Raw genomic sequence first — 22,372 nt, forward strand, 5'->3', positions numbered from 1 at the left:
ACATTCCAACACCTTATATTTTTCACAAAAATGAGAGATGAATCTCAAATCATATCAAAAATAGCTGTCAAGAGCACCCAAAGGAATAGTCCAATTCTGAAACTATGTCACGCACTAACAGTTCTGGGCGCCATTAATTCGAAGAAAATGTGGGGGTTATCGCAAAATCAGTTTATTTTTTGCGCGCGTTAACTCACCCTCACTTCTCCTCCTGGCGGAATCGACTCTAAGGAGGAGTTTCCGGCCTGATTTCACTGGCAAACTGGCGAAAATCGCAGCATCAAGGACAGCATTATGAAACTTGCCGCCGTTGCGCTGGCGCTCATACCCGGCATTGCCATCGCTTCATCATGGACTTCTCAAGGACTACCGACCTTCGAAGCGGAAGGTACGGGTAAATTCGTCAGCCATGCAGCGTTGACGAAGGGTACTCGTCCTTTAACCCTGAATTTTGACCAACAGTGCTGGCAGCCCGCCGATGCGATAAAACTCAACCAGATGCTGTCGCTAAAACCGTGTGAAGGCGCTCCGCCGCAGTGGCGCTTATTCAAAGACGGCGATTACACGCTGGAAGTGGATACCCGCTCCGGCACGCCAACGCTGATGCTCTCGGTAAAAAGCGCCGCAGACCCTGTCACGACCCAGATTCGCCAGTGCCCGAAATGGGACGGTGCGCCGGTCACGCTGAACGTGAGCCAGACCTTCCCGGAAGGTGCCGTGGTACGTGATTTCTACAGCCAGCAAACCGCGACGGTAAAAAACGGGGCGATTACCCTGCAGCCCGCCGCAACCAGTAACGGGCTGTTGCTGCTCGAACGGGCGGAAACTGATGCCCCTGCCGCTTTTGACTGGCATAACGCCACGGTGTATTTCGTCCTGACGGACCGCTTTGTAAATGGCGATCCGAGTAACGACCACAGCTATGGGCGTCGCAGCGACGGCATGCAGGAAATTGGCACCTTCCACGGCGGCGATTTGCGCGGGCTCGCCAGCAAACTCGACTACCTGCAACAACTGGGCGTCAACGCCCTGTGGATCAGTGCGCCGTTTGAGCAAATCCACGGCTGGGTCGGTGGTGGCACCAAAGGCGACTTCCCTCACTACGCTTACCACGGCTACTACACTCAGGACTGGACCACGCTCGACGCCAATATGGGTGACGAAGCAGACCTGCGCACGCTGGTTGATGGCGCACATCAGCGCGGCATCCGTGTTCTGTTTGATGTGGTAATGAACCATACCGGCTACGCCACCCTGGCGGATATGCAGGAATATCAGTTTGGGGCGCTGTACTTATCGGGCGATGAGCTGAAAAAAACGCTCGGCGAACGCTGGACTGACTGGAAACCGGCCGCCGGGCAGAGCTGGCACAGCTTTAATGATTACATCAACTTCAGCGATAAAGCCGGCTGGGAAAAATGGTGGGGGAAAAACTGGATCCGCACCGATATTGGCGATTACGACAATCCTGGCTTTGACGACCTCACCATGTCGCTGGCCTTCCTGCCCGACCTGAAAACCGAATCGACCACGCCCTCCGGGCTGCCACATTTTTATCAGCACAAGCCGGATACGCACGCTAAAGCTATCGCCGGATACACGCCCCGGGATTATCTGACGCACTGGCTCAGTCAGTGGGTGCGTGATTACGGGATTGACGGCTTTCGGGTCGATACCGCTAAACACGTCGAACTTCCCGCCTGGCAGCAGCTAAAAACACAGGCCAGCGCGGCGCTGGTCGAATGGAAGAAAGCCAACCCTGACAAAGCGCTGGATGATAAACCCTTCTGGATGACCGGCGAGGCCTGGGGCCACGGCGTGATGCAAAGCGACTATTACCGTCACGGCTTCGATGCGATGATCAATTTCGACTACCAGGAGCAAGCGGCAAAAGCCGTCGAGTGTCTGGCGAATATGGACCCCACCTGGCAGCAGATGGCGGATAAACTGCAGGACTTTAACGTTCTGAGCTATCTCTCCTCACACGATACGCGTCTGTTCCGCGAAGGTGGAGACAAAGCCGCCGAGCTATTGCTGCTGGCGCCTGGCGCGGTACAACTCTTTTATGGCGACGAGTCTGCCCGCCCCTTTGGCCCAACCGGCTCAGATCCATTACAGGGGACGCGCTCGGAGATGAACTGGCAGGATGTGACCGGGAAATCTGCCGCCAGCGTCGCACACTGGCAACGTATCAGCCAGTTCAGGGCCAGACATCCCGCCATTGGCGCCGGTAAACAAACCACGCTGACCCTGAAGCAGGGATACGGATTTATCCGCGAACATGGCGACGACAAAGTGATGGTGGTGTGGGCCGGTCAGCCCTGACGCGCCCGGCTTCTCGCTGTGCACGCAGCGGGAAGCCTGATTCAACATAAAAAACCAGCCAGATAAAAATCTACAGCACAAAACCTCAATCCAACCTGATGCCCCCGATTTGCACCCTGCCATGGGTAGCGCTATGGTTAGCCACTTTACTACTCAGTTCGACAGACCACCTGCTATGACATTCTCACTTTTTGGCGACAAATTCACCCGCCATTCAGGCATCACACGCCTGATGGAGGACCTCAACGACGGTTTACGCACCCCAGGCGCCATCATGCTTGGCGGCGGTAATCCGGCGCAAATTCCAGAGATGCAAAATTACTTTCAGTCTCTGCTGGCAGATATGCTGGAAAACGGCAAAGCCACTGATGCGCTTTGTAATTATGACGGTCCACAAGGAAAAACCGAGCTACTGTCTGAGCTGGCGAAACTGCTACGTGAGAAGCAGGGTTGGGATATCGAGCCACAAAATATTGCTCTGACAAATGGCAGTCAGAGCGCGTTTTTCTACTTATTCAATCTGTTCGCAGGACGTCGCGCCGACGGCACAACGCAAAAAGTATTGTTCCCGTTAGCCCCGGAATACATTGGTTATGCCGATTCCGGGCTGGAAGAGGAACTCTTTGTCTCCGCGCGCCCAAACATCGAACTGTTACCGGAAGGCCAGTTTAAGTATCACGTTGATTTTGAACACCTGCATATTGGTGAAGAGACGGGGATGATTTGCGTGTCTCGTCCGACGAATCCGACAGGCAACGTGATCACCGACGAAGAGCTGATGAAGCTGGACCGGCTGGCCAACCAGCATGGGATCCCGCTGGTGATTGATAACGCCTATGGCGTACCGTTCCCCGGCATCATCTTTAGCGAAGCGCGCCCGCTGTGGAACCCCAACATTGTGCTGTGCATGAGCCTTTCGAAGCTGGGCCTGCCAGGCTCCCGCTGCGGCATCATCATCGCGAATGAAAAAATCATCACCGCCATCACCAATATGAACGGCATCATCAGCCTCGCGCCTGGCGGAATGGGGCCGGCAATGATGTGCGAGATGATTAAACGTAACGATCTGCTGCGCCTCTCCGAAACGGTAATCAAACCGTTTTATTATCAGCGTGTTCAGGAGACGATTGCGATCATTCGCCGCTATTTGTCTGAAGATCGCTGCCTGATCCACAAACCGGAGGGCGCGATTTTCCTGTGGTTATGGTTTAAAGATTTGCCGATCACCACCGAGCTGCTGTATCAGCGCCTGAAAGCGCGCGGCGTACTGATGGTTCCCGGTGACTACTTCTTCCCGGGTCTGGATAAACCCTGGCCGCATACCCATCAGTGCATGCGGATGAACTACGTTCCGGAGCCGGAGAAAATCGAAGCTGGGGTGAAGATTCTGGCGGAAGAGATCGAGCGCGCCTGGAGCGAAGGGAGCAGCTGATTTTTGTCGCCCGATACCGTTTTGTATCGGGCGCTAGCATCACGAACTGTGCGATATCAGCTCGAAGATATTATCCGGGGTAAACACTCCCTGCGGATGATAAATGCGCCAGTCACTGAGCAGTGTAAACGGTAACGTATATTGCTCGCCTTCCTGCATATGATGCACGTAATACGGCTGATTGGTTAATACGCCTGTCAGATGTTCATCAGCGATGTTCTGCAACATAAACCACATATGTTCGCGCTTATCGTCATCGCCGTAGGGAACACCGATTTTGACAAGGGGCGCTGATATTTCATTATGCTGCGTCTCAAAAATATGCTGGAAATAAGGCCAGCGCATTTGCGCTTTTTGCGCATCGCTATCCGACAATGCGATACTTTTCATGAACATCACTTGATCGCCGCCCAGCCCACCGTCAATCACGCTGCCAATGCCGCCACGCTCATCGGCTAGACGGAACAACAGGCACGACGGGCCATTATGCTCATCTTCCCGATCGGCCAGATCGCCGGAAAAACGCCCGGAAGGTAAATCTGAGATATCACCCACCCTCTCTGCGATCTCAGGCAACAGGTTCAGGTTGCCGCCATGTTCGATCACGCTAAGTCCCTGTTCCCAGGGAATGGCCACAATATACTGCTCGCCTTCGTGAGTTCGCGCCAGCATCAGCGGTTCATTACAATACATGCCGCGATCGTCAATACAGATATTCACAAACGCTTCAATCATGTAGCCAATGCTGCCCAGACTTTCCACCGGCTGGTGAATAATCACCTCGCACTCCGGTAAACCCAACCGCCGCAGGCCATGCGTGTGCAACCAGTAATGATCGTTTTCATCATCGTGAACGGCGTGGATCGCATACAGTGTATCTGCACGCGGCCGCGCCGGAAAACGCGCTTCAAACAGTAACCGCTCGCGGGAAAACAGCCTACCGCCTGCGCTAGCGTCCTGGGCCACCAGCAGGTCCGGCACCAACAGTCCCACAATTTTGATCGCCTGCTGCCAGCTCAGGAAAACATCATTACTAAAACGGGTCGTGACTGAGATTCGCTGGCGATAATCTGCCATCTCAGAAAGTACCTCCGGTGCAACAGAACGTGCGCCAGGGACGTATTCCAGGGCGGAAGGATCGTGCTCACAGCTAAAGAGAGAAACGCGATAAAGATAAAGCTCACCGTCTGCGGTAAAGGTCAGATGCAGTTCTTCTTTCTCTTCGTCAATACGTGACAACAGCTCCGGAAATAGCGTCTGCCCCTCCACACGCGCCTGTAACGCTTCAAGGGTAACGGGTTGTGGCGGGGTCGCTACAAACTCGGAGTCCGTTTTAAACAGACCGTTGTTCGCAGCGGCGAGATACGCTTGCTTGTTTGATGCCATAATTATGCGTCCTTGCTCAATGTTCAAAAGGTAGAAAACGCCGTACGGCTACGCCTTTCACAGTTTAGCTGCGCGATCTGATTCTCGCTTACGCACTGCAACGCACTTGTCGGGCAAGCTTCAACACACGCAGGCCCCGTTTCGCGATGCCAGCACAAATCGCATTTTATCGCCTGCACCCGCGATGAGCGGGCGACAACATTCATTGCCCCAAACGGACAGGCCAGCATACAGCTTTTACAGCCAATACACCGTGTTTGTTCAACGAAGATATGCCCATGTTCACGGCGAATAGCGTGCGTTGGACAAACATTCGCGCAGGGAGCATCTTCACATTGATGGCAGGCGACTGCCGTTGTAAAGGCATCGTCTTTGATCACCCTAATCCGCGGGACAAACGCAGAAGAAGAGACCGACGCACAGTCCTGGTTTTGCTGATGCGCGACGACGCAGGCAACTTCACAGGTGCGACACCCAATACATTTTGCCGCATCCGCCATAATAAACTCGTTCATTGCCCCCTCCTTCTGCATGAAAACTTCAGATTGCCAGAGAGACTGCCCCTGTCGCTTTGATCGGACAGGGGAAACGGTTAAATAGTGTCAGGTGTCTGAACGACGCCTGGCATGCGCCTAATCGCGAACGGTAAAGCCCAGCTCATTTGAAATGGCCTGCGCGGTTTCCCGCAGCGGCTTGAGTAGATTCTTTTCCCCTACCTGCTTAAGCCGCGATGTCGAGAGTGAAATTGATACCGCGTAGGGCACCCGGCCATGAATATCAAACACCGGCACGGCAATACAGGATACCCCCAGCTCGTTCTCTTCCCGATCCATCGCCATACTGCTTTCGCGGATCTGCGCCAGTTCATCGTACATCGCCGGTAGACCGGTAATGGTATTGCGGGTCAGCGGCTGAATCAGATCCTGATGGCTCTCCCAGTAGGACTCCACGTAATCCGCATGCCCAAACGCCATGTAAATTTTGCCCATCGCGGAGCAGTACAGCGGCATATGTTGGCCGATATAGGCGCGGGTACGCAGCATGCCTGTCGTCGGCTCCAGCTTATAAATCAGAATCGCATGGTCATCTTCACGACTGGAGAAGTTGATCGTTTCGCCAGTGGCGATATTCAGCGCTTCAAGGTGCGGTGCGGCAACATGGATGATATTCAGTGACGACAGCGCCTTCTGTCCCACGGCGATAAATTTAGTGGTCAACCGATAACTGCCCGCAGCGGGTGCGGGCGTGACGTATCCGCATGACTGAAGGCCTTGCAGGAGTCGATGCACGGTACTTTTGTTCAGCCCGGCCAGTTCAGACAAATGGGCCAGCGGACACCCATTCGGATAGTTGCTCAGGATCTCAATCAACATCAAACCACGGAACAGGCTCTGACTTCCGGCTGGCCTCTCTTTATCTTGCGTCATTTCACTCTCTTTGGTGCCCATCGCTTCCGCTCCCCTTTTCGTCGCGCTCTGATGGTAGCGCAAAGTGTGTTTCAGTTCACGATCTGAACCGAAAAAACACAACTATTTGATTTTGATGATTTTAAAAAATAGACCACCCCGTTGATCTGTCAAAATTTGATCGCTATATTTGAAATCAGATTTCGCATAGTGAAATTTAGAGATAAAAAAGCGATCAAACTTAAACAAGGAAACAGGAATGAAAGTCACTTTTGAGCAGTTGAAAGATGCGTTCAATCGGGTACTGCTGGCACGCGGTATCGCCGTTGAAACCGCCGATGCCTGTGCCGAAATGTTTGCGCGCACCACCGAGTCCGGCGTTTATTCGCACGGCGTGAATCGCTTCCCCCGTTTCATTCAGCAACTGGATAACGGCGACATCATTCCTGAGGCCAAACCGCAGCGCATTACCAGCCTGGGGGCGATTGAACAATGGGATGCCCAGCGTTCGATCGGCAACCTGACGGCGAAAAAGATGATGGACAGAGCTATTGAGTTGGCTTCCGATCACGGCATCGGCCTGGTCGCGCTGCGTAACGCCAACCACTGGATGCGCGGCGGCAGCTATGGCTGGCAGGCGGCAGAGAAAGGGTACATTGGTATCTGCTGGACCAACTCGATTGCCGTAATGCCGCCATGGGGTTCGAAAGAGTGCCGTATTGGTACTAACCCGCTGATTGTCGCGATCCCCTCCACGCCAATCACCATGGTTGATATGTCGATGTCGATGTTCTCCTACGGCATGCTGGAAGTGAATCGCCTGGCTGGTCGCGAACTGCCGGTAGACGGTGGTTTTGACGATGAAGGCAATCTCACCAAAGAGCCGGGCGTTATCGAAAAAAATCGCCGCATTTTACCAATGGGTTACTGGAAAGGTTCAGGCCTGTCGATTGTGCTGGATATGATTGCCACCCTGCTTTCTGACGGTGCCTCCGTGGCGGAAGTCACCCAGGATAACAGCGATGAATATGGCGTTTCACAGATTTTCATCGCCATTGAAGTGGATAAGCTAATCGATGGCGCCACCCGCGATGCCAAACTACAGCGGATTATGGATTTCATCACCACCGCCGAACGCGCTGATGAAAACACGCCTGTTCGTCTGCCGGGCCACGAGTTTACAAAGCTACTGGCAGAAAATCGCCAAAACGGCATCACCATTGATGACAGTGTCTGGGCAAAAATTCAGTCGCTGTAAGGAGCAACACCATGATCTTTGGACATATTGCTCAGCCTAATCCGTGTCGTTTGCCCGCAGCGATTGAAAGGGCGCTCGATTTTCTGCGCACCACGGATTTCCGCAAACTGGAGCCGGGCGTGGTGGAGATAGACGGTAAAAATATCTTCGCGCAGATTATCGATTTAACTACCCGTGACCCAGCCGAAAATCGCCCGGAAGCGCATCGCCGCTATCTGGATATTCAGTTTTTAGCCTGGGGTGAAGAAAAAATCGGTATCGCTATTGATACCGGAAATAATGAAATCAGCGAAGCGTTATTAGAACAGCGCGATATTATTTTTTATCACGCCAGTGAACATGAATCTTTTATTGAAATGACTCCGGGAAGTTACGCCATATTTTTCCCGCAGGATGTTCATCGTCCGGGATGTCATAAAACTGTCGCCACACCGATCCGCAAAATAGTCGTGAAGGTTGCTATTTCAGTTTTATAAAAGGAGCACAAAAAATGAAAGCTAATACAACCGGTTATATTATCGGTGCGTACCCCTGTGCACCCTCATTTCACCAAAAGAGTGAAGAGGAAGAGAAGGAATTCTGGCGGCAGCTCTCCGATACCCCGGATATTCGCGGACTGGAACAGCCCTGCCTTGAACATCTGCATCCGTTGGGCGACGAATGGTTATTGCGCCATACGCCGGGCGACTGGCAAATCGTGGTCACGGCCATTATGGAAACCATGCGCCGCCGCGGTACTGAGGGTGGTTTCGGGTTGGCCTCCAGCGACGAAGATCAGCGTAAAGCCTGTGTGGCGTATTACCGCCATCTGCACCAGAAAATCAACCATATCAATGCAACCAATGGCGGAAAAGTGATCGCGCTGGAGTTGCACGCTGCCCCGCTGGCAGGCAACCCGAACGTCGCCCAGGCCACCGACGCGTTCGCTCGTTCACTGAAAGAAATTACCCACTGGGACTGGTCCTGCGATCTGGTGCTGGAGCATTGCGATGCCATGACGGGCCCTGCGCCACGCAAAGGCTTTTTGCCGTTAGAAAACGTGCTGGACGCAATAACCGGATATGACATCAGCGTGTGCATTAACTGGGCGCGATCGGCCATTGAAGGGCAGAACCTCGCCCTACCGCTGACCCACACGCAGCAGGTCCAACAGGCCGGTAAATTGGGCGCGCTGATGTTTTCCGGCACCACAATCACGGGAGAGTATGGCGAGTGGCAGGACTTACACGCGCCGTTTGCTCCTTTCTGCCCGCAAAGCTTGATGACCACCGACCATGCCCGCGAATTATTCGCCTGCGCAGGAACCGAGCCATTGCAATTTGCCGGTATTAAATTACTGGAAATAAATGCCAATGCAGATGTGGATCATCGCGTAGCAATATTGCGCGACGGTATCGCTGCATTAAACAAAACAAAATTATAAAAATAACATACTACTCTACGAGAATATTAATATGAACATGACCTCTCGCCCTACACTCAAAGATATACCCCGTCAGCGCTGGCTGCGAATTATCCCACCCATTCTCATCGCCTGTATTATTTCTTATATGGACCGCGTTAATATCGCATTTGCGATGCCGGGCGGCATGGACGCCGAATTAGGTATTTCCGCCACCATGGCGGGACTGGCTGGCGGTATTTTCTTTATCGGTTATCTGTTTTTACAGGTTCCCGGCGGAAAAATTGCCGTACACGGTAGCGGCAAGAAATTTATCGGCTGGTCGTTGGTTGCCTGGGCGGTTATTTCCGTTTTGACGGGATTGATCACTAATCAGTATCAACTGCTGGTTTTGCGCTTTTTACTCGGCGTTGCCGAAGGCGGCATGCTGCCGGTTGTGTTGACGATGATCAGCAACTGGTTCCCCGACGCCGAGCGCGGTCGCGCCAATGCGATTGTGATTATGTTTGTGCCGATTGCCGGGATCATTACCGCCCCGCTCTCGGGTTGGATCATCACCGTGCTCGACTGGCGCTGGCTGTTCATTATTGAAGGTTTACTCTCCATTGTGGTCCTGGTGCTGTGGGCCTATACCGTTTACGACCGACCGCAGGAAGCACGCTGGATCTCTGACGCCGAGAAAAATTACCTCGTTGAGACGCTGGCCGCCGAGCAAAAAGCCATTGCCGGAACCGAAGTCAAAAATGCCTCTCTGGGCGCGGTGCTGTCCGATAAAACCATGTGGCAGTTGATCGCACTGAATTTCTTCTACCAAACCGGGATTTACGGTTACACCCTGTGGCTGCCGACCATCCTCAAAGAGTTGACGCACAGCAGCATGGGACAGGTCGGTATGCTCGCCATTCTGCCGTACGTTGGCGCAATTGCCGGGATGTTCCTGTTCTCTTCTCTCTCTGACCGCACCGGTAAACGCAAGCTGTTCGTCTGCCTGCCGCTGATTGGCTTTGCCCTGTGCATGTTCCTCTCCGTGGCGCTGAAAAATAACGTCTGGCTGGCTTATGCCGCGCTGGTCGGCTGTGGCTTCTTCCTGCAATCGGCTGCGGGCGTGTTCTGGACCATTCCGGCGCGGTTGTTCAGCGCGGAAATGGCCGGTGGCGCACGTGGGGTTATCAACGCCCTCGGCAACCTTGGAGGCTTCTGCGGTCCTTACGCGGTCGGCGTACTCATCACCCTGTACAGCAAAGATGCGGGCGTTTACTGCCTGGCAATCTCACTGGCGCTGGCCGCGCTGATGGCACTGCTGCTGCCAGCAAAATGCGATGCCGGTTCTGCGCCGCTAAAGACGCTGAATCCGCGTAAACACGCGGCGTAACACGATGTCCGGTGACGCTTCGCTTATCGGGCCGACGAAATCCATACATACCCCAGGCCGGATAAGCGCAGCGTCATCCGGTCAAAATGAGATGACAAAGATGAGTGAGAAAGCGACCTTCTGGCTGGGTATTGATTGTGGCGGTACATATCTGAAAGCAGGTTTGTATGATGCCAAAGGTCATGAGCAGGGAATTAACCGGCAATCGCTGCAGACAATATCGCCGTTACCCGGTTACGCCGAACGCGATATGCACCAACTGTGGCAACAGTGCATCGCGACCATTGCCGGTCTGTTAAAACGCACTGGCGTCTGCGGCGATCAAATTAAAGGCGTCGGTATTTCCGCTCAGGGCAAAGGCCTGTTTCTTCTTGATAAGCAGGATAAACCGCTGGGCAATGCCATTCTCTCTTCCGATCGACGCGCGATGGACATCGTTCAGCGCTGGCAGCAGGATGGGATCCCTGAGCAGCTCTACCCGGTCACCCGCCAGACATTGTGGACCGGGCATCCGGCATCGCTCCTGCGTTGGGTAAAGGAGAATACCCCTCAGCGCTACGCGCAAATTGGCAGCGTCATGATGGGCCATGATTACCTGCGCTGGTGCTTAACCGGCGTCAAAGGCTGCGAAGAAAGCAATATCTCCGAGTCGAACCTCTACAACATGACCACCGGTCAGTACGACCCGCGACTGACCCAATGGTTGGGCATCAGTGAAATCGACGCTGCCCTGCCACCTGTCGTTGGCTCAGCAGAAATATGCGGGGAAATCACCGCTCAGACAGCCGCCATCACCGGTCTGGCGGCGGGTACGCCCGTCGTCGGCGGTCTGTTTGATGTGGTTTCCACCGCACTCTGCGCCGGTATTGAAGATGAGCACACCCTCAACGCGGTAATGGGAACCTGGGCTGTGACCAGCGGGATCGCCCACGGCCTGCGTGACCACGAGGCCCATCCCTATGTTTATGGCCGCTATGTGAATGACGGGCAGTACATCGTTCACGAAGCCAGTCCGACCTCCTCCGGCAATCTGGAATGGTTTACCGCCCAGTGGGGCGAACTCTCTTTTGATGAGGTCAATCAGGCCGTCGACAGCTTACCGAAAGCCGGTAGCGAGCTTTTCTTCCTGCCCTTTTTGTACGGCAGCAACGCCGGGCTGGACATGACCAGCGGCTTTTATGGCATGCAGGCTATACACACTCGCGCCCACTTATTACAGGCCATCTACGAAGGCGTGGTTTTCAGCCACATGACCCACCTCAACCGCATGCGCGAACGTTTTACGCAGGCGCATACCCTGCGCGTCACCGGAGGTCCGGCGCACTCAGATGTCTGGATGCAAATGCTGGCCGACGTCAGCGGCTTACGTATCGAGCTGCCGCAGATTGAAGAGACCGGCTGCTTTGGCGCAGCGCTTGCTGCCCGCGTAGGCACCGGCGTTTATCACGATTTCAGCGACGCCCAGCGCAGCTTACAGCACCCGGTACGCACGCTGCTGCCAGACGCCGCCGCGCATGCGAGCTACCAGCGTAAATACCGCCAATACCAGAATTTAATTACCGCACTACAGGGCTATCACGCCCGCATTAAGGAGTACGAATGATGAGTCGACCATTACTGCAACTGGCGCTCGACCACACCAACCTGCAGGCGGCCCAGCGCGATGTCGCACTGCTACAAGAGAGTGTTGATATCGTTGAGGCGGGGACGATTCTCTGCTTAACCGAAGGCCTTAGCGCCGTAAAAGCGTTGCGCGCCCAGTGCCCAAATAAAATCATCGTCGCCGACTGGAAGGTGGCCGATGCGGGCGAAACCCTCGCACAGCAAGCGTTTGATGCTGGCGCTAACTGGATGACCATCATCTGCGCTGCGCCGCTGGCGACGGTAGAAAAAGGTCATAGCGTCGCGCAGTCCTGCGGCGGCGAAATTCAGATGGAACTGTTCGGCAACTGGACGCTGGATGACGCCCGAGACTGGTATCGCGTAGGGGTTCGTCAGGCGATTTACCATCGCGGGCGCGATGCCCAGGCCAGCGGGCAACAGTGGGGAGAAGCGGATCTGGCACGCATGAAAGCGCTTTCCGATATTGGTCTGGAACTGTCGATTACCGGCGGGATTACGCCCGCCGACCTGCCGCTGTTTCGCGATATCAACGTCAAAGCCTTTATCGCCGGACGCGCGCTGGCTGGGGCGAAAAACCCAACGCAGGTTGCTGGCGAATTCCATGCGCAAATCGATGCCATCTGGGGAGCACAGTATGCGTAATCATCCGTTAGGTATCTATGAAAAAGCGCTGGCGAAAGACCTCTCCTGGCCGGAGCGTCTGGTGCTGGCGAAAAGCTGCGGTTTTGATTTCGTCGAAATGTCAGTGGATGAAACCGATGAACGCCTGTCGCGTCTCGACTGGAGTTCCACTCAGCGCGCATCGCTGGTGAGCGCGATGCTGGAAACCGGTGTGGCAATCCCCTCAATGTGCCTGTCCGCCCATCGCCGTTTTCCGTTTGGCAGCCGCGATGAATCTGCACGCGTCCGGGCGCGCGACATCATGACCAAAGCCATTCGTCTGGCGCGCGATCTCGGTATTCGCACCATTCAGCTGGCAGGCTACGACGTCTATTACGAGGAACATGACGAAGGTACGCAGCAGCGCTTTGCCGAAGGGTTGGCATGGGCAGTCGAGCAAGCCGCCGCCGCGCAGGTCATGCTGGCGGTAGAAATCATGGATACCGCATTTATGAACTCGATCAGCAAGTGGAAAAAGTGGGATGAAATGCTGTCATCGCCGTGGTTCACCGTCTATCCGGACGTAGGCAACCTCAGCGCCTGGGGTAATGACGTCACTGCCGAATTGACACTGGGTATTGACCGTATCGCCGCTATCCACCTGAAAGACACGCTGCCAGTAACCGAAACCCATCCGGGCCAGTTTCGCGATGTGCCCTTTGGCGAAGGGTGTGTGGACTTTGTTGGTATCTTCAAAACGCTGCATGAGCTGAACTATCGCGGGTCGTTTCTGATTGAAATGTGGACTGAAAAAGCGAAAGAGCCGGTACTGGAAATTATCGAGGCACGACGCTGGATAGAAGCACGTATGCAGGAGGGAGGATTTCCATGTTAAAACAACTGAAGGCCGAGGTGCTGGCGGCCAATCTGGCGCTTCCGGCTCATGGTTTAGTCACCTTTACCTGGGGTAACGTCAGCGCAGTAGATGAAACGCGGACACTGATGGTGATTAAGCCATCCGGCGTAGAATATGACGTGATGACCGCCGACGATATGGTGGTGGTGGATATCGCCAGCGGCGACGTGGTTGAAGGGAGTAAAAAACCCTCATCTGACACGCCAACCCATCTGGCGCTATACCGCCGCTACCCTGAGATCGGTGGGATCGTCCATACCCACTCACGCCACGCGACGATCTGGTCGCAGGCGGGTCTTGATCTCCCGGCATGGGGCACCACGCATGCCGATTATTTCTATGGTTCTATTCCATGTACCCGTCTGATGACCGTTGAGGAGATCAACGGTGAATATGAATATCAGACCGGCGAAGTCATCATTAAAACTTTTGAGCAACGAGACCTGAACCCGATGCAGGTTCCGGCGGTGTTAGTGCATTCACACGGTCCGTTTGCCTGGGGTAAAGACGCCGCAGACGCCGTACATAACGCCGTGGTGCTCGAAGAGTGCGCCTACATGGGGCTGTTCTCGCGCCAGTTAGCTCCGCAGTTGCCGGATATGCAGCCTGAGTTGCTGGATAAACATTATCTGCGCAAACATGGCGTGAATGCGTATTACGGGCAGTAACGGGTCAGGCGCTATTAATATGCTCTTTGCAATAGCGCCGTTTCCACGCCGCGGGCGTCAGGCTGGTATGCTTGCGAAAGATTTTGCGAAAATAACCCACCTCATTAAATCCACATTTCATCGCCACTTCGGTAAGCGATAGCGAATCACTGATCAACAGTTTTTCTGCCGCCCTTACCCGCTGGCGATGCAACGCTTCGGTGAGTGTCAGCCGGAACGCGCTACGGAATACACGCCCCAGATAGTCCGCATTGCAATGCAGCTCTTTCGCCAGCGTTGAGGCACTAATCGGCAGGTGGAACTGAGTGTGAATTATCTGCTGCGCTTTCCACGCCAGCGCATTACCCGGACTGTCTGGTGGTTGCTCGCTGGCAGCCGCGGATATTTGCTGCAAAATCAGCAGCAGGATCAGTTCCAGCGCTATGCTGCGATGAATATTTTCCTGCTCGCGTAAGAACTGACGAAACAACGAGATAATATATTGTGGCTCGCTCACCCGGGTATGTTGAGGGATAGCAAGTAACGGTTCCGTTATTGATGCGTCGCTTTCTGCCGTCACCTCAAAATGCAGCCAGTAAAATTTCAAATCAGCCGGAAATTGCCCAACGCCAATATGCGAGCGCTGCGGCCACAGCAGCAAACTTTCTCCGGCATTCACGCAAAAAACGGTCTGGCCTTCGCGAATCGTTAATGTCCCTTTTTCGACAAAGATAATTTCCCAGGATTGCAATCGTCGCGCAGGATGACTGCCCACGCCCCGGGAAATAAATAATCCGCCATTTTGTACTTTAATCGGAAGAGACATGGATAATTCGAGCATATATATTCAAATTCCCGCTTTCAGCATTATTTAAATCGGTCTTTATTATTGATTATTCACGATAAACCCAGGTTTCACCGGATCGAAATCACATTTTCTAAATGAAGTCGGAATTGTTATCTTTTTATACTTTTCTCTTCCCTTGTTGCTCCAAACATTTCGTGCAGAATAAATAACGTACTTTGCAAATTACCCACAAATAACCCGCAGTGTAGCGGGAATTTTTCTGAACATTCTCTCCGGGAGTTATTTATGACTTCGGCTCCGATTACGACATCCGATTTGGCACAGCGTGCCCAGGACGACAAACTCTCTCTGCGTGAAAAAATAGGCTATGGGTTAGGCGATGCGGGCGGGACGGTCATTACCTGTCTGATCATGAACTTCCTGACATTTTTCTACACCGATGTCTTCGGGTTAACGCCCGCACTGGTTGGTACATTGTTTATTGCCCTGCGCGTATTTGACGCCATTTCCGACCCGATAATGGGCGTGCTGGCCGACCGTACCCAAAGTCGCTGGGGGCGCTTTCGCCCCTGGCAGCTGTGGGTGGCAATTCCCATTGGCATTATTGGCGTACTCACGTTTACCGTCCCTGACGCCAGCATGAGCGTAAAAATTGCCTGGGCGTTCGGCACCTATCTGCTGCTCTCCGTCGGCTATACCGCCATCAACGTGCCGTACTGTGCGCTGATCAACACCATGACCACCCGCCACAATGAGGTGATCGCCTGCCAGTCCTGGCGCTTTGTGTTGTGCGGCGTGGCGGGATTCCTTGTCTCCGTCGGCCTGCCGTGGATGGTGGATGTTCTGGGTCAGGGCAACGCTGCGCAGGGTTATCAGTTCGGCGTGGGTATCCTGTGCGCCATCGCGGTAGTGATGTTCCTGTGCTGCTTCTTCTGGGTGCGCGAGCGCGTGCCGCTGGCGATGATGGGGAAATTTACCCTGCGCGAACACATTGGCGGGCTGCGCAAAAATGATCAGCTATTACTGATGCTGGTAATGTCTTTCCTGCTGATTAACGTCTTTAATATTCGCGGCGGCGGGTACATGTACTTCATTACCTATGTGCTGGAGGGCAGCACCGCTTACACGTCGCTGTTTTTCACCATGGTCACCTTCGCGTCCATCATCGGTTCGGTGATCGTCAGCCCGCTGACCCGCCGCATGGATACCGTCAAACTCTATTACTACACCAACCTGGTGCTGACGGCGCTGGCGGTGCTGATGTGGTTCCTGCCCACCGGTCCGGCTTATCAGACGCTGTGGCTGGCGGTGATCCTCGGCAACGGTATTATTCTGGGCTTTACGCTGCCGCTGCATTTCTCGCTGATGGCCTTTGCCGACGACTACGGCGAGTGGAAAACCGGCGTGCGTTCTTCCGGCATGAATTTCGCCTTCAACCTGTTTTTCATCAAGCTGGCCTGGGCCTCAAGCGCGGGGATCATCAGCCTGTTGTTTATTTTTGTCGCCTATCAGCCAGGCGCTGGCAACCAAACCGCCAGTTCGCTGCAAGGGATTACCGCGATGGAAACGCTGCTGCCCGCGCTGTTCCACCTGCTGCTGGCGCTGTCTATCCGCCTTTGCAAACTCAATAACCCGATGATGTCGCGCATTGCCACCGATCTGCGTCAGCGTCATGTACAGCCTTAAGGAGCATGAAATGAACGTACTGGAAGTCGACCTGCATAAGCTCACGGTCAGCGATCCGTTCCTCGGACAATATCAGCAGTTGGTGCGTGATGTGGTGATCCCCTACCAGTGGGATGCGCTTAATGACCGCATTGCAGAGGCGGAACCAAGCCATGCGATAGAAAACTTTCGTATCGCCGCGGGGCTGCAGGACGGCGAGTTTTACGGCATGGTTTTTCAGGATAGCGACGTGGCGAAATGGCTGGAGGCCGTCGCCTGGTCCCTGTGCCAGAAACCCGATGCGGAACTTGAGAAAACCGCTGATGAGGTCATTGAACTGGTGGCTGCGGCACAGTGTGCAGACGGCTATCTCAATACTTACTTCACGGTAAAAGCTCCGGATGAACGCTGGACCAACCTCGCCGAATGCCATGAACTGTACTGCGCCGGTCATTTAATTGAAGCGGGCGTCGCATTCTTCCAGGCGACGGGTAAGCGTCGTCTGTTAGAAGTGGTGTGCCGCCTGGCGGATCATATCGACAGCGTGTTTGGGCTTGGTGAAAATCAGTTACGCGGCTACCCCGGACACCCGGAAATCGAGCTGGCCTTAATGCGCTTATATGAAGTGACTCAGCAGCCACGCTATATGGCGCTGGTAAATTACTTTGTTGAGCAGCGCGGCGCTCAGCCCCATTTCTATGACGAAGAGTACGAAAAGCGGGGGCAAACCTCTTACTGGCACACTTACGGCCCGGCGTGGATGGTGAAAGATAAACCCTACAGCCAGGCACATCAGCCCATTTCAGAACAGCAAACGGCTATCGGTCACGCGGTGCGCTTTGTTTATCTGATGACCGGCGTGGCGCACCTGGCACGTTTAAGCCAGGACGAAGGCAAGCGTCAGGATTGCCTGCGTCTGTGGAAAAATATGGCCCAGCGCCAGTTGTACATTACCGGCGGGATCGGCTCTCAAAGCAGTGGCGAGGCGTTTAGCAGTGATTACGATCTGCCCAACGACTCCGTGTACGCGGAAAGCTGCGCTTCAATCGGACTGATGATGTTCGCCCGCAGAATGCTGGAAATGGAGGCCGACAGCCAGTATGCCGACGTCATGGAGCGCGCCCTGTATAACACCGTTCTCGGCGGCATGGCGCTGGACGGTAAACACTTCTTCTACGTTAACCCACTGGAAGTACACCCTAAGTCATTAAAATTCAATCACATTTACGACCACGTGAAGCCCGTTCGCCAACGCTGGTTCGGCTGCGCCTGCTGTCCGCCCAATATCGCCCGCGTCTTAACCTCAATTGGCCATTACATCTACACGCCACGTCAGGACGCGCTGTATATCAATATGTATGTGGGCAATAGCATGGAAGTCCCCGTGGCAGATGGCGCGCTCAAACTGCGCATTAGCGGGGATTATCCATGGCATGAGCAGGTGAAAATCGCCATTGAATCTCCGCAGTCGGTGTATCACACCCTGGCCTTGCGCTTGCCTGACTGGTGCTCCGCGCCGCAGGTTTTGCTGAATGGTCAACCGGTTGAGCAGGATATTCGCAAAGGCTATTTGCACATCAGCCGAACCTGGCAGGAGGGCGATACGCTCAGTCTGACTCTGCCAATGCCAGTGCGTCGGGTGTACGGAAACCCACTGGTGCGTCATGTTGCCGGTAAGGTCGCTATTCAACGTGGGCCATTGGTGTATTGCCTGGAGCAGGCCGACAACGGCGAAGAACTGCATAATCTGTGGCTGGCGAAAGAGAGCGAATTCAGGGTGTTCGAGGGTAAGGGGCTGTTCAGCCATAAGATGTTAATTCAGGCTGAAGGCGTGAAGCAAAGCTGCGCCGACGCGACGCAGCAATCCTTGTGGCACTATGATATTTCACCGGCTTCTCGCCAGGCGCATACGCTGACGTTTATTCCGTGGTTTAGCTGGGCGAACCGTGGTGAAGGCGAAATGCGAATCTGGGTAAACGAGCAGTAACGGTAAGCGTACCGGATGACGACGTTTCGCGTCTTATCCGGTCTGGCGACTGAAAAGATTGCCCTCCTCCCTGAGGACAAACGGGTGAGAATCAGAAACGCCAGGTCAGACCGGACATCAAGGTGAAGCTGTCATCGCGATCAACCATCGGGCTATTTTTAATGTCGTCCGGCAGCGCACTGTAGTTGGCGCTGGCCAGCAGCGTCAGGTTGCTGGTCAACGCGTATTTAGCGGACAGGCCAACATACGGTGTCCAGCTGTCCCCAGGAGAGTAGCTTGATAACCCACTACGGCGGGATTCATTGCCAGAGATGCCGTAGTAATATTCGTTGAAGTTTTCGTCATAGTAGAGCACGCCAATCGCCGGCGTCAGCGTTAGCTTGCCCATCGGCATTTGGCGGAACAGAGACATTTCCGCGACCCAGCCATTGCTGTTATCCAGCACATCCGCTGCGGCGGAGACTTTCACACTGCCCCATTTCTGATGGTGATACCACGCAGCGCCCGCCATGGCGGTCGCGTCACGCTTATCCAGCTTTTTCATCGCATGATCGTCGTTATCACCTGGATCAAACTCAAGCGGCATGTATGAGGCAGTAATGCTAAATTCATTACTTTCGTTTTTTGAAAGAATATAACCTAACGTTGTTTGCCTAAAATAAAAGGATTCACTTTCATAACTGACAAGCGGTACTGCGCGAACGTTATCATTATATCCACGATAAGGAGATTCATTATATACAGCGCCAGCACCAATAGAAAATTCTGCGGCAGTTGCACTCGCCATAAAAGAAAAGGCGAACAGCGCCACAATATTGCGTTTAATTAACATGCCAACATTCCATTTTAAAATAAGCTACAAAGCGCGTGCATAATAATGCTTACAATTTCATCGATGCAACATTCATATTTATATAGTAATATATACAAACATATATATATTGGGTTTGGCGATGAACAAATTACAACTCAAACACCGGGAACTGAAAATTATTTCGGTAATTGCTGCCAGTGAAAACATCAGTCATGCCGCTACGGTTCTCGGCATCGCACAGGCCAACGTCAGCAAGTACCTGGCTGATTTCGAATCAAAAGTTGGATTAAAGGTGTTTGACCGCACCACTCGGCAGCTAACTCTTACGCCGTTTGGTACGGCGCTGCTTCCTTACATCAATGATATGCTGGAAAGAAACGATCAGCTCAATAGTTTCATTGCTGATTATAAGCATGAAAAACGTGGGCGGGTAACGGTCTATGCACCAACGGGAATTATTGCTTACTTATCGCAACATGTTATTGCAAAAATTCAGAATATCGGCAGCATTAGCCTCTCACTTAAAACATGTAACCTTGAACGTAAAGCATTTTATGAAGGCGTCGACTTTCCTGATGATTGTGATGTTTTAATCACCTATGCACACCCTAAAGATGAATCACTGGTCGCCAGTTTTATTACCAAATATGCAGTGACGGCATTTGCCAGCCCTGAATACATCAAACAACATCCTATTAGTAGTCCTGATGAGCTGGAAGAACATTCCTGCATTCTGATTGATTCCATGATGATAGATGATGCCAATATCTGGCGCTTCACCTCCGCCGGCGGCAAGGAAATGCACGATTATCGGGTGACCGGAAATTATGTCTGCGACAATACACAGTCTGCGTTGGCGCTTGCACGTAACCATCTGGGCATTGTTTTTGCGCCGAATGCAAGTGTACAAAAAGATGTTCAATCCGGATTGCTGGTCCCATGTTTCTCAGAACAACATGAATGGTGGCTGGATTTGGTGGCGATTTTCCGCAAGCGTGAATACCAGCCATGGCGGGTACAGTTTATTCTTGATGAGATGTTGGCAGAGATCCGCCAGCAGCTTACTCAGTCGCTGGAGCAGCAGACTGAGTAAGCAAAATGAGGATACCAGACTCAACAGGCGTTATTGGCGCAGGTAGTTTGAACACTGCCCAGGGTCAAAAATAGCCTGCACCTAGTGGTCGAGATACAGGTAATGCACCCAGCTGGTCATCCGCAGCAAGACCTTACGCATGACCGACACATGCTCGAAGTGGTCAGAGTAAACGGCGACCTGGGCGTAAATCCCATCAGGTAATGCGCTCACATCCGCATTTTCATTTAGCTCAATTGTGGCGATCACCCCTTCCGAACCGGGCGTCGAGTTTAAGGATTGTAGCGCCCCGTTCGACTGGTATGTCCCCCCCGGTACGGCTGGGCTGATAGCAGCCAGTTTGCCGCTAAATACCTTACCCGGCAGGGCGTTAAACACCACTTCCGCTTCATCGCCGGGCTCCAGTCGCAGCAGCGAGTTTTGACGGAACTGGGCGATAATTTGCCGTTTTTGATCCGGAATAAACACCATCACCGGGCGCATCGGCAGCGCGGCGGCGTAGGTTCCGGGGCGCATCAGCACCTGGGTTACGTAACCATCGCTGGGCGCGCGAACCACGGTCTGATCCAGATTGAATTCCGCTTCAGCTAACTGTGCTTTCAGGCTGGCAATTTGCGAATTCTCACCCTGCACCAGGCTGTCTAACTGACTCTGGATTTGCTGTTGTTCTGCAACGGAGGATTTCACCGCGGCTTCCTGCGCCAGATAGTTTTGCCGCGCCGCGTCGATATCGCGTTCAGAAAAAGGATTCACCTTCGCCTGACTCCCCTGCGCATAGCGCTGGTAATCTTTAGCCAGTTTGTCGCGCGTGGCCTTTGCCTGCTGCGTGTTGGCTTGCATTTCGTCTAACTGTGCCACCAGAGCCTGCTCTTTATGCTGTGCGGTGACTATATCAGCTTTCAGACGATCTACCCGTGCCTGATAACGTCCCGGATTAAGCTTAAAAAGAACCTCGCCTTTTTTGATCAGCGTATTTTTCTTATCCGTCACTTCTGTCACGACACCCGTTACCTGTGGCACTACGGGAATTGAAATTACCGCCTTTTGCGCCTTAAATGTATACGGATGGTTATAATTCATCAGTAATATCAGCCCGCAAACAATAAATATACCGCCTAAGGCTGCAGTGGGTACTGTCCATTTATTTACAGGAATTTTAAATATTTTAAATATTGACCATGCGCACGCCACATAGGTCAGAACAATCAGTAAATCCATCGATATTACTCCGCCGGAGAGGTCTTCGCCTCACCCAGTTTCTTTTCCAGATCGGCCACCCGTGCCTGAAGCTGGATCAGGGAAGGATCCGCGCTCTGCATGCCCCATCCGCGCTCGGGGCGATAAAGCGTTGCCCAGATCCACAAAAAGGGCCAAATAACATGTAAGGTAAACAAACTAACCCAGCCCGCGACGTGTATTGCGTCAGCATGTGGATGGTTACGTTTCTTTGCAATTAGATAGGGAATATCATGCAGAATAATAATCCCGTAAAAAATGACCAGGAATACAAAAATAAGCACTCCTAATGCAAAATAATCAAGGAACATATTTGCCTCAGGGATTTAAATTAAAAATTCGGCTGCTGTTTGATTTAAACAATAGAGTTGATAATAGTAGTGGAATGACCAGATTGGATGC

20 protein-coding genes are annotated in these 22,372 nt (G+C 53.2%); 13 read left to right on the forward strand and 7 right to left on the reverse strand.

The annotated features are described in order from the left end of the window. Window positions 1-294: 294 nt before the first annotated feature. On the forward strand, window positions 295-2,325 hold the full coding sequence (gene malS / locus OGV77_RS07945) for an alpha-amylase (RefSeq protein WP_087050764.1): 2,031 nt from the start codon (window positions 295-297) through the stop codon (window positions 2,323-2,325). 175 nt (window positions 2,326-2,500) lie between these two features. Continuing rightward, window positions 2,501-3,757: a valine--pyruvate transaminase gene (gene avtA, locus OGV77_RS07950; RefSeq protein ID WP_043018693.1), complete on the forward strand. Its 1,257-nt coding sequence runs from the start codon at window positions 2,501-2,503 to the stop codon at window positions 3,755-3,757. A gap of 39 nt (window positions 3,758-3,796) precedes the next feature. On the opposite strand, the gene OGV77_RS07955 is transcribed toward avtA, so the two are convergent. The 3 genes from OGV77_RS07955 to yiaJ form a co-directional block, all read right to left on the reverse strand. Then, complete coding sequence (locus tag OGV77_RS07955) at window positions 3,797-5,143, reverse strand: DUF4026 domain-containing protein (RefSeq protein ID WP_043018694.1); 1,347 nt, start codon at window positions 5,141-5,143, stop codon at window positions 3,797-3,799. Window positions 5,144-5,166: 23 nt separating this feature from the next. After that, window positions 5,167-5,658 (reverse strand): 4Fe-4S dicluster domain-containing protein, encoded by a 492-nt coding sequence (locus OGV77_RS07960; RefSeq protein WP_043018695.1) that lies wholly within the window; start codon window positions 5,656-5,658, stop codon window positions 5,167-5,169. Window positions 5,659-5,775: 117 nt separating this feature from the next. Beyond that, window positions 5,776-6,591, reverse strand: a complete 816-nt coding sequence (gene yiaJ / locus OGV77_RS07965; protein WP_043018696.1) for an IclR family transcriptional regulator YiaJ — start codon at window positions 6,589-6,591, stop codon at window positions 5,776-5,778. A 217-nt stretch (window positions 6,592-6,808) separates the two neighbouring features. Here yiaJ and yiaK point away from each other — a divergent pair, with 217 nt between their 5' ends. From yiaK to araD, 8 genes are all read left to right on the forward strand, one after another. Continuing rightward, a complete protein-coding gene (gene yiaK, locus OGV77_RS07970) occupies window positions 6,809-7,807 on the forward strand; it encodes a 3-dehydro-L-gulonate 2-dehydrogenase (protein WP_087050763.1) in 999 nt (332 codons plus the stop codon). An 11-nt stretch (window positions 7,808-7,818) separates the two neighbouring features. Beyond that, window positions 7,819-8,283 carry a YhcH/YjgK/YiaL family protein gene (locus OGV77_RS07975; RefSeq protein ID WP_047407940.1) on the forward strand — a complete coding sequence of 155 codons (465 nt, stop codon included), beginning with the start codon at window positions 7,819-7,821 and terminating at the stop codon, window positions 8,281-8,283. Window positions 8,284-8,297: 14 nt separating this feature from the next. Continuing rightward, window positions 8,298-9,230: a DUF4862 family protein gene (locus OGV77_RS07980; protein WP_043018699.1), complete on the forward strand. Its 933-nt coding sequence runs from the start codon at window positions 8,298-8,300 to the stop codon at window positions 9,228-9,230. Window positions 9,231-9,261: 31 nt separating this feature from the next. Then, window positions 9,262-10,581 (forward strand): MFS transporter, encoded by a 1,320-nt coding sequence (locus OGV77_RS07985; RefSeq protein WP_043018700.1) that lies wholly within the window; start codon window positions 9,262-9,264, stop codon window positions 10,579-10,581. Window positions 10,582-10,681: 100 nt separating this feature from the next. Then, a complete protein-coding gene (locus OGV77_RS07990) occupies window positions 10,682-12,184 on the forward strand; it encodes an FGGY-family carbohydrate kinase (protein ID WP_087050762.1) in 1,503 nt (500 codons plus the stop codon). Further along, window positions 12,184-12,846, forward strand: coding sequence for a 3-keto-L-gulonate-6-phosphate decarboxylase UlaD (gene ulaD / locus OGV77_RS07995; protein WP_087050827.1), 663 nt, complete (start codon window positions 12,184-12,186; stop codon window positions 12,844-12,846). Before OGV77_RS07990 ends, ulaD begins: the two co-directional genes overlap by 1 nt. Beyond that, a complete protein-coding gene (locus OGV77_RS08000) occupies window positions 12,839-13,699 on the forward strand; it encodes an L-ribulose-5-phosphate 3-epimerase (protein WP_087050761.1) in 861 nt (286 codons plus the stop codon). Before ulaD ends, OGV77_RS08000 begins: the two co-directional genes overlap by 8 nt. Beyond that, window positions 13,693-14,388, forward strand: a complete 696-nt coding sequence (gene araD / locus OGV77_RS08005) for an L-ribulose-5-phosphate 4-epimerase (RefSeq protein WP_087050760.1) — start codon at window positions 13,693-13,695, stop codon at window positions 14,386-14,388. Before OGV77_RS08000 ends, araD begins: the two co-directional genes overlap by 7 nt. A gap of 4 nt (window positions 14,389-14,392) precedes the next feature. On the opposite strand, the gene OGV77_RS08010 is transcribed toward araD, so the two are convergent. Beyond that, window positions 14,393-15,208 (reverse strand): helix-turn-helix domain-containing protein, encoded by an 816-nt coding sequence (locus tag OGV77_RS08010; protein ID WP_043018704.1) that lies wholly within the window; start codon window positions 15,206-15,208, stop codon window positions 14,393-14,395. A 252-nt stretch (window positions 15,209-15,460) separates the two neighbouring features. Here OGV77_RS08010 and OGV77_RS08015 point away from each other — a divergent pair, with 252 nt between their 5' ends. Together OGV77_RS08015 and OGV77_RS08020 are read left to right on the forward strand one after the other, a co-directional pair. Next, window positions 15,461-16,861, forward strand: coding sequence for an MFS transporter (locus tag OGV77_RS08015; protein WP_087050759.1), 1,401 nt, complete (start codon window positions 15,461-15,463; stop codon window positions 16,859-16,861). A 10-nt stretch (window positions 16,862-16,871) separates the two neighbouring features. Continuing rightward, window positions 16,872-18,827, forward strand: a complete 1,956-nt coding sequence (locus tag OGV77_RS08020) for a glycoside hydrolase family 127 protein (RefSeq protein WP_080625962.1) — start codon at window positions 16,872-16,874, stop codon at window positions 18,825-18,827. Between the two features lie 91 nt (window positions 18,828-18,918). Here the strand turns inward: OGV77_RS08020 and OGV77_RS08025 are convergent, their stop codons facing one another. Further along, window positions 18,919-19,659 carry a MipA/OmpV family protein gene (locus OGV77_RS08025; RefSeq protein ID WP_087050758.1) on the reverse strand — a complete coding sequence of 247 codons (741 nt, stop codon included), beginning with the start codon at window positions 19,657-19,659 and terminating at the stop codon, window positions 18,919-18,921. Window positions 19,660-19,780: 121 nt separating this feature from the next. Between OGV77_RS08025 and OGV77_RS08030 the strand changes: the two genes are divergently transcribed. Beyond that, window positions 19,781-20,734: a LysR family transcriptional regulator gene (locus OGV77_RS08030; RefSeq protein ID WP_087050757.1), complete on the forward strand. Its 954-nt coding sequence runs from the start codon at window positions 19,781-19,783 to the stop codon at window positions 20,732-20,734. Window positions 20,735-20,815: 81 nt separating this feature from the next. Here OGV77_RS08030 and OGV77_RS08035 read toward each other — a convergent pair whose 3' ends face one another. Further along, complete coding sequence (locus tag OGV77_RS08035) at window positions 20,816-21,952, reverse strand: HlyD family secretion protein (RefSeq protein ID WP_047407922.1); 1,137 nt, start codon at window positions 21,950-21,952, stop codon at window positions 20,816-20,818. A gap of 5 nt (window positions 21,953-21,957) precedes the next feature. Further along, window positions 21,958-22,281 (reverse strand): DUF3302 domain-containing protein, encoded by a 324-nt coding sequence (locus OGV77_RS08040; protein ID WP_047407908.1) that lies wholly within the window; start codon window positions 22,279-22,281, stop codon window positions 21,958-21,960. Window positions 22,282-22,372: the final 91 nt, after the last annotated feature.

The sequence above is a fragment of the Citrobacter sp. Ce129 genome (genome assembly GCF_030334545.1).
GTDB lineage: Bacteria > Pseudomonadota > Gammaproteobacteria > Enterobacterales > Enterobacteriaceae > Citrobacter > Citrobacter europaeus.